General features: G+C 41.7%; 1 protein-coding gene. It reads right to left on the reverse strand.

Going from position 1 to position 288, the window contains the following annotated elements; genetic code table 11:
• Nucleotides 1–107: 107 nt before the first annotated feature.
• On the reverse strand, nucleotides 108–288 hold a 181-nt coding region (locus R0J87_RS19495; protein WP_498888312.1), incomplete at its 5' end, for a DUF4230 domain-containing protein.

Below are 288 nucleotides of genomic sequence, written 5' to 3' on the forward strand. Positions count from 1 at the left end.
AACGCCGTCAGCAATTCTTCTGTTCTCTTATCCGCTTCTTCCAAAAATCCTTGCTCAATTTTTTCTTCCTCAAGCTGTTTTTTGTTTTCATTTACTTCGTCGATCGCTTATTGAGATGGATAGTCTGAGAAAGTATTGCCTTTGACATCTTCGACAGTTGTTTTTTCCGTTTCAACAACGTTGTCGAGAATCTGCGCTTTCGGGATCTTCACGGACATTTGTTCGGACTCGTCGTCATAATCCATTTCCATTTGCGAAAGATCAGAACCTGCCTTCAGATACCCTGAG

It is taken from the genome of Halomonas sp. SIMBA_159 (genome assembly GCF_046536035.1).
Classification (GTDB): Bacteria; Pseudomonadota; Gammaproteobacteria; order Pseudomonadales; family Halomonadaceae; genus Vreelandella; species Vreelandella venusta_A.